5 protein-coding genes (1 of these 5 cut by a window edge) are annotated in these 7,569 nt (G+C 49.9%); 2 read left to right on the top strand and 3 right to left on the bottom strand.

The genetic code is table 11. The features are described from left to right. The 3 genes from QQM41_RS12275 to tmpT form a co-directional block, all read right to left on the bottom strand. Window positions 1-2,477, bottom strand: partial view of an excinuclease ABC subunit UvrA gene (locus tag QQM41_RS12275; RefSeq protein ID WP_339077305.1) — the 5' portion only. Its footprint begins 37 nt before the window's first position; the window shows 2,477 of its 2,514 coding nt (coding positions 1-2,477); it begins with the start codon at window positions 2,475-2,477; its stop codon lies beyond the left edge, outside the window. A 123-nt stretch (window positions 2,478-2,600) separates the two neighbouring features. Beyond that, window positions 2,601-3,857 (bottom strand): dicarboxylate/amino acid:cation symporter, encoded by a 1,257-nt coding sequence (locus QQM41_RS12270; RefSeq protein WP_050819864.1) that lies wholly within the window; start codon window positions 3,855-3,857, stop codon window positions 2,601-2,603. Between the two features lie 172 nt (window positions 3,858-4,029). Then, window positions 4,030-4,671, bottom strand: coding sequence for a thiopurine S-methyltransferase (gene tmpT, locus QQM41_RS12265; RefSeq protein ID WP_339077304.1), 642 nt, complete (start codon window positions 4,669-4,671; stop codon window positions 4,030-4,032). Window positions 4,672-4,795: 124 nt separating this feature from the next. On the opposite strand from tmpT, the gene grxB reads away from it, so the two are divergent. Together grxB and QQM41_RS12255 are read left to right on the top strand one after the other, a co-directional pair. Continuing rightward, window positions 4,796-5,440, top strand: a complete 645-nt coding sequence (gene grxB / locus QQM41_RS12260) for a glutaredoxin 2 (RefSeq protein ID WP_339077303.1) — start codon at window positions 4,796-4,798, stop codon at window positions 5,438-5,440. A gap of 689 nt (window positions 5,441-6,129) precedes the next feature. Beyond that, window positions 6,130-7,485 (top strand): MFS transporter, encoded by a 1,356-nt coding sequence (locus QQM41_RS12255; protein ID WP_050819867.1) that lies wholly within the window; start codon window positions 6,130-6,132, stop codon window positions 7,483-7,485. Window positions 7,486-7,569: the final 84 nt, after the last annotated feature.

Genomic DNA, 7,569 nt, shown 5'->3' with positions numbered 1-7,569 from the left:
GCTGGATTTTTGGCGATATCTGCGGGTATGCCTCTGGCAACAATCTGGCCACCTTCATCCCCCGCTCCTGGCCCCATATCCAACATCCAGTCACTCTGTGCTGCAAGACGCATATCGTGTTCGGCCAACACAACCGTATGACCTTGCGCAACAAGCTGCCGTAATTGACGTGTCAGCCGATCTACATCTGCGGGATGCAGACCAGTTGTGGGTTCATCCAGAACATACAAGATGTGCCCTGCCCGTTTTTTCTGAAGTTCCGTTGCCAGCTTGATACGCTGCGCCTCTCCACCAGAGAGCGTTGTGGCGGGTTGGCCCAAACGTAAATACCCCAACCCGCCTTGCCGCAAGGTATCAAACCCATGCGCAATGTTCGGGCTATCGGCAAAAAACTCATGCGCTTCATCAACGCTCATGTTCAACACATCGGCGATATTGCGGCCATTCAGCGTGATCGCCAGCACCTCCGGTTTATAGCGTGCCCCATGGCATTCTGGGCATGGCGCATACACACTAGGAAGGAAAAGCAATTCCACTTCAATGGAACCCACGCCCTCACAACGTGGGCAGCGCCCTTTTGCGACATTGAAGGAAAACCAGCCCGCATCCATTTTCTGCTTCTTAGCCTGCGGCACAGCCGCAAAAGCTTGCCTGATCTGATCAAACAACCCCGTATAAGTGGCCAAATTAGACCGTGGAGTGCGCCCAATAGGCTTTTGGTCCACCACTACGAGGCGCCGGATGTTTTGCAATCCGCTCACCACCTGCCCTTCTGGTTCAGCACTTTCTGCAACTTCTGGAATATCGTTATCGTCTGCCTCCGGCTGCTCAACAGGCTCTTTCTGCCCAAGCGCCTTGGAAACAATACTGACCAATGCCTGACCAGTTAAGCTGGATTTACCGGACCCGGAAATGCCGGTCACGACCGTCATGACACCTAAGGGCAGATCAAGCGTAACGTTGCGTAGATTGTTCCAGTTAATGTTTTTCAGGCAAAGCCACTCTTTAGGCTTGAGAGGCACCGCCTGCCCGTACTTGATCTCATCAAAAATATAAGGCCGTGTGCGGGACCGAGAAACAGACTTCAGCCCATCCAATGGGCCACTGTATAGGATTTCGCCACCCTTTTCGCCAGCATCTGGCCCAACATCCACCAGCCATTCTGCATGACGGATAACCTGGCAGTTATGTTCCACCACCAAGAGCGAATTGCCAGCATCCAACAACCCATGCAGCGCCTTAAGCAAGGCTTGCGTATCACATGGGTGCAAGCCAGAGCTTGGCTCATCCAGCACATACAGCACGCCAAACAGGTTGGAACGAATTTGGGTTCCCAACCGCAGGCGTTGATATTCACCGGGAGAAAGTGTTTGCACGCCACGGCTTAGCTGAAGGTAGCCCAACCCCAATTCCAATAGCGTTTGCAGCCGTTCTATCAATGCTTCCACAATGCCGTAAGCCGCAAGGCCTGTGGCATCTGTTTGTTTTTTAAGTTGCTGGCTTTGCTCTTGCAAAATGGCTGTAATGTTCTTGAGCGGAAGCGCTGAAAGCTCAGCAATATTGCGCCCTGCAAACAGCACCTGAAGGGCTTCAGCCTTGAGCTTCTGACCATGACACTCTGGGCACACGCTGCTAACCATGAATGATGCAGCCCGCGCCCGCATTTTAGCGCTTTGCGATTTGGCAAATGTGTTTAGCACATACTGACGCGCACCAGTGAATGTACCGTTATAATCTGCAGGAACACCATGTTTTATGGCCTCCAGCACTTGCTCATGCGTGCGGCCGGGGTAAACGGGCTCTGTTGGGGTTTCCTTTGTATAAAGGATCCAATCCCGCGTGGCTTTGGGTAGGTCTTTCCACGGAATATCTACATTCACGCCACGCGTGATCAGGATATCCCGTAAGTTTTGGCCCTGCCACGCCGTTGGCCATGCCGCAACAGCCCGTTGCCTGATACTCAGCGTATCATCCGGCACCAATGTTTTTTCTGTGACATCATAAATGCGCCCAAGCCCATGGCAACGTGGGCATGCCCCCATTGGCGTGTTGGACGAGAAATCTTCTGCCTCTAAGCGGCTCATGCCAGCAGGGTATGTGCCTGCCCGCGAATACAACATGCGCAAGAGGTTTGAGAGTGTTGTGAGACTTCCGACAGAAGAACGACTACTGCTGCCCCCGCGCTGCTGCTGCAAGGCAACGGCTGGGGGCAGCCCTTCTATGGCATCCACAACCGGCACTGGCATCTGATTAAACAGCCGACGCGCATAAGGAGAAACAGATTCCAGATACCGACGCTGGGCTTCTGCGTAAATTGTACCAAATGCCAGTGAGGATTTGCCTGACCCTGAAACGCCAGTCATCACAACAAACTTGTCACGCGGCACAGAAACAGAAACGTTTTTCAGATTGTGTTCACGCGCCCCGCGGACGCAAATCATATCGGCAGGGTTACTGGCAGAAGGTTGTGTTTTCATGGGGGCATTATACGCCCCCTATTTCTGCCCTGTGGTATGGAAAAAAGAATAGGTGCCCTGCATGTGCCGCTTTCTGACATTTGGCACGGATAACAAGAGCACCTGATTAACTTAAAATGAAGCTTACAGAGTATCCTCTGTTGGCCCATCAGAAAGCGCACCTTCCCATTTGGCCGAGATTGCAGCGGCATAGCCGTTGCCCAGCACGTTGGTCGCTGTGCGCATCATATCCAGAAAATGATCAATACCCAGAATGAGCGCGATACCTGCCTCTGGCAGGCCGAACTGAGGCAGAACGGCTACAAGCGTAACAAGCGATGCACGTGGCACACCAGCAATACCCTTACTGCTGAGCATCATAACCAGCAGCATCAGAAACTGCTGAGACCACGGCATATGAATGCCGTAAGCCTGCGCAATAAAAATGGCTCCGAAAGACTGAAACAGAATGGAGCCATCCATATTGAAGCTGTACCCCAATGGCAGCACAAAGCCACTGATCCGGGTGGGTACGCCAAAATTCTCCAGCTTTTCCAGCAGCAATGGGTAAACGGACTCACTGCTTGCTGTAGCAAACCCCAGCAACACCGGCTGCACCAGTTCACCCACCAGCCTTTTAATGCTGCGCCCCAGAACCAGAAAAGCAATAACAGTAAGAACGCCCCACTGCACAAAAATGGTGCCGTAAAATTCTGCCAAAAACCGGCCAAAATGTAGCAACATACCCGCACCGCTTTGCGCCACAGTGCCCATAATGGAACCAAACACGGCCAGTGGTGCCAGCACCATGACCATGTCTGTCATACGCAGCATGATGTGGGCGAGTTCTTCCGTCCATTTCAGCATGGTCTCACCCGCCTTGCCCGCAGCAGGCAACGCCACACCAAACAGAACCGAGAACACCACAATCTGCAGGATATCGTTACGTGCCATGGCATCCATGACGCTGGTTGGCACAACGTGCAGCAGAAACTCAACTGGTTCAAAAGGATGCTTCAGGGATGAAATATCAGACGGCAAGGGTGCTGAAAATCCATAACCCGGCTGAAGAATATTGGCGGCAAACAAGCCAATAAGCAGCGAGATAAAGGACATGGAGATAAACCACAGCAAAACGCGCCCACCCACGCGCACCACCAAGGTATCATCCCCCAGCTTGCCAATGCCGCTTACCAATGTTGCAAATACCAACGGCGCAATAATCATGCGGATAAGCCGCAGGAAAAGCCCCGTTAACAGGGTTGCCACCTGATGCGCAGCCGAAATATAGGCCGGAAACAGATCATGCACCGCCAGCCCGCATAAAATGCCTAGCACAAGGGCAATTAGGATAGCGTAGGTGCGCCGTTTGGTATTAGTGGGTGAAGCAACCGCTGCCATCTGTCATTCTTCTCCCTCTGGAGCATGAAACTTGTCAAAAAGAAGGCTCATATAGGGAAGAAGACGCAAGAGGTCAAAGCTGTAAAACAAGCAAAATTATTTCTTAACCGTATCTTTTACTTACCAACATAAATGATTACCTACTTAATTTTTGGTAAATGCCTGATGCGGACTATTCAGGTTTCAAAAACCATACATTCTCCGTAGCGGGCACACCACCTTTTAAACCGCCAGTTACTGAAGTATTTTCCAAACAGCTTATGGCATACTCTGCCCCGTAATACCGCTGAATATCCTGCTGGGTTACGCTAAACGGTGGCCCCGCCATACAAGACTGATCATACTCCAAGGTAACAAGGAGTTGCTCCGCTTTGCCTGAAATATCCATCAGGCGCTCTGCGTAAGCTGCACGCATGGCAGGCGGCAAAGCAACCAGAGCAGCCCGATCATAAATAGCCTGCACACTCCCCACCAACGCCCGAGAGAGCGCAAAAATATCGCCTACAAATATAGTGAGGTTTTTTGCCTGAAAACACTGCATATTAGGTGCCACATCGGTTATTTGCGGCGTTAGAGCAAGTTCGGAAAAAAGCTGCTCTACGGCAATCTGGCTAAGCTCTACCCCAACCACATTCATCCCGCGTTGTAAGAGCCAGTGAATATCCAGCGTTTTGCCACATAACGGCACAAAAACACGCGCGCCCTCTTTAAGCTCCAGAACAGGAAAATATTTAACCAAAAGTGGATTAACTGCAGGAAGATGAAAGCCAATTTGGTTTTTCTGCCATTTCATGTTCCAGAATTGCGCATCCATTTTGGCCTCTTCCTACTATAAAATTATTCAAACCATGTTTATGCTTCATGCGTAAACAATAAAACAAACATCCTGTTTTTGCAGGACATTCAGTCTTACACTCTGTATCAGAAAGTTGTCTCTCATGCGTAAACTTTATGTTTATGATCACTGCCCATTCTGCATTAAAGCCAGAATGATTTTTGGCCTCAAGAACATCCCTGTTGAGCTTGTTGTTCTTCAAAATGATGATGAAGCAACGCCTATTGGCATGATCGGTCAGAAAATGCTGCCCATTCTGGAAGAAAACGGGCACTATATGGGGGAAAGCCTGGATATTATTGCGCATATAGACCGTGAAGGAACACCTCTTCTTACTGTTCCCGCGCGGCCAGAAATTTCTGATTGGATCAGCCGCTCAAGCTCTCTGCTGTATAGGCAATTCCTTCCTCGCGCGGCAGCGGCTCCTTTTCCGGAATTTTCCACCACATCCGGGCGGGCATACTTTATCCGCAAAAAAGAGGCTTCAACTGGCCCATTCTGCGAGATTTTCAATGAAGGCACAGAAGCCCTTCTTCCTTTAAATGCGTTGTTGGAAGATTTAGCCTCTCTCCTGCCTGAACCCTCTGCGCTTCAGGGGCCGCTTTCTTATGATGATATCCATCTGTTTGCGCACTTGCATAGTTTTTCCATCATCAAAGGGCTTACTTACCCTGCTGCGGTAGAAAACTATAGGCAGGCTCTCTCCAAGCGCTCGGGCATTCCTTTGCTGGATTCTGTAGCGGTCTGATTATAAAAAACTTTTCCTGTGTTGCATTTTCTGAGAATTAACAATCAGAAACACAGGAAAAGTTTGCATATAAATAAATACCAAAAATAATACATCAGTAATTGTTTTATAAATTCTAATTTTCAAAAAGTAATTTTGTTTTTATTGTAAAATTATATATTTATTTTCACATATTATAATTGCTGCAAAATAATATATTGTAAAACTTTTCCGTTGAAAATTTTATCAGAAAATATTATCAAGGCAATGTTATGACAACTGGCATAAGGAGAGACCTTTCCTTTAGAATTGTAATTCTTCCACATCATCAAATGGTTTCGTTTTCTTGTGGTCTTTAGATGGGTGCATGTTTTATATTATTGCAATAATATAAAACCATAATCTGTTTACTCTCAGATTCCTTCTTTTCTCCCATCAGGCAAGCAGATACATCCAGCTATCGCATAGTGCCGCAGACCCGCTGCGCTCTTTTTCCCTCAGACACATGTCCTGAGGCTTTTATGGTAAAAGCCCTATTGGCTTCCACCATTCAGGCGCGGACTTCTCCCGAACCGTATTTTTCCACAAGATTCCGGAGTGAACGGCCATTTGGCATCACCCGGAGAATTGCAGTCAGCCAGCATATTCCGCACTTCGGTGGAATATCCCGTCAAAATGACGGTTGCCTGTGTAAAGAGGAGTATCTCCCCTTGAAACAGACAGACCCTCTGTCGCCTCCGCCTGCATCGTTTGCAGATCGTCTTGGAATTCCCGCGCCTCTGTTCTGGGGCTTTGTGGGGCTTCTGTTCTTTATGATTGGTGATGGTGTAGAAGCCGGTTACCTTGCTCCCTATCTGGAAGCACATGGCACATCAGCCGGCAACACCGCGCTTTTGTTTACTATTTACGGTGTTACCGTTTCCATCTCCGCCTGGCTTTCTGGCCCGCTGTCTGATCTATGGGGCCCCAAACGCGTCATGTGGATCGGTCTGGCTATCTGGGCCGTTTTTGAAGTTATCTTTCTGGCCTGCGGTGTTGCCGTTAACAGCTACCCCATCATGCTGCTGGCATATTCCCTGCGTGGTTTAGGGTATCCGCTGTTCACCTACGGCTTCTTGGTCTGGATTGCCGCTGCCACCCCTCCTCGTCAGCTAGGTTCTGCGGCGGGTTGGTTCTGGTTTGCCTTTTCCGGTGGCCTGCCCACCTTGGGTTCTCTGTTCGCCAGCTTTGCCATTCCTGTTATTGGGGAAATGGCCACTTTCTGGTCTTCTCTGGGTATGGTTGTCTTTGGTGGCCTGCTGGCGTTGCTGCTTACGCGTGAACCTACAGGTTCTCAGCGTCTGGCTGCCCCCGGTACTCCGGCCAAGGAAATCTTCTTTAGTTCCATCAGCATTCTGTGGCGCGAACCCAAAACGTTTGTGGCCATGGTGGTGCGTACCATCAACACGTCATCCGAATATGCCTTTCTGGTGATCATGCCGACCTTCTTTACCAAGGTTGTTGGCTTTACGCTTTCCCAGTGGTTGCAGCTGCTGTCCATCGTGTTCCTGTCCAACATTCTGGTAAATCTGTTTTCCGGTATTTCAGCAGACAAATTCGGTCATCGTGAAGTTGTGGCTTTTGGTGGCGGCATTGGTGCAGCCATTATGGTGCCCGCCTTCTATTATGTGCCACAGATGTTCCCCGGCAACTTTATGATTGCCGCTATTGTGGGGGCTTTGTACGGCGCATCCTTGGCTGCTTTTGTGCCGCTGTCCGGTTTGGTGCCCCAGATTTGCCCGAAGGAAAAAGCTGCCGCTCTTTCCGCTCTTGGCTTGGGTGCTGGCGCCAGCACATGGGTTGGTCCGGCCATTGTAACGTGGTTTGAATCCTGGCGCGGCGTTGAAGGCATTATCTGGATCTTCTCTGGTCTGTATGTTGCCTCTGCCCTGATGACCATGTGCCTGACCATTTCACCCGAAGCTCGCCGCTACCTGAAAAAAATCTCCGAACGGGAGAAGCAGAAGCGTGCGGCTGCGGCCCGTGGTGATATTGCTGAAGAACTTTCCCTCAGCAAACAATCCTGAAGCCGTTCTGCTTTATATGCAAAGCTGACAAAGGCCCCATCCAAACGTGGATGGGGCTTTTTTTATGTTCTGCAACACGCAGAT

The organism is Acetobacter sp. AC2005 (assembly GCF_037901235.1).
GTDB lineage: Bacteria > Pseudomonadota > Alphaproteobacteria > Acetobacterales > Acetobacteraceae > Acetobacter > Acetobacter oryzoeni.
This window is presented reverse-complemented; position numbering and strand designations above follow the sequence as displayed.

What these genes read in the sequence shown, in the direction of transcription:
- QQM41_RS12270 (WP_050819864.1), bottom strand. Translation starts at nt 3,857, where the DNA reads ATGGCAGCGGTTGCTTCACCCACTAATACCAAACGGCGCACCTACGCT.
- tmpT (WP_339077304.1), bottom strand. Translation starts at nt 4,671, where the DNA reads ATGGATGCGCAATTCTGGAACATGAAATGGCAGAAAAACCAAATTGGC.
- grxB (WP_339077303.1), top strand. Translation starts at nt 4,796, where the DNA reads ATGCGTAAACTTTATGTTTATGATCACTGCCCATTCTGCATTAAAGCC.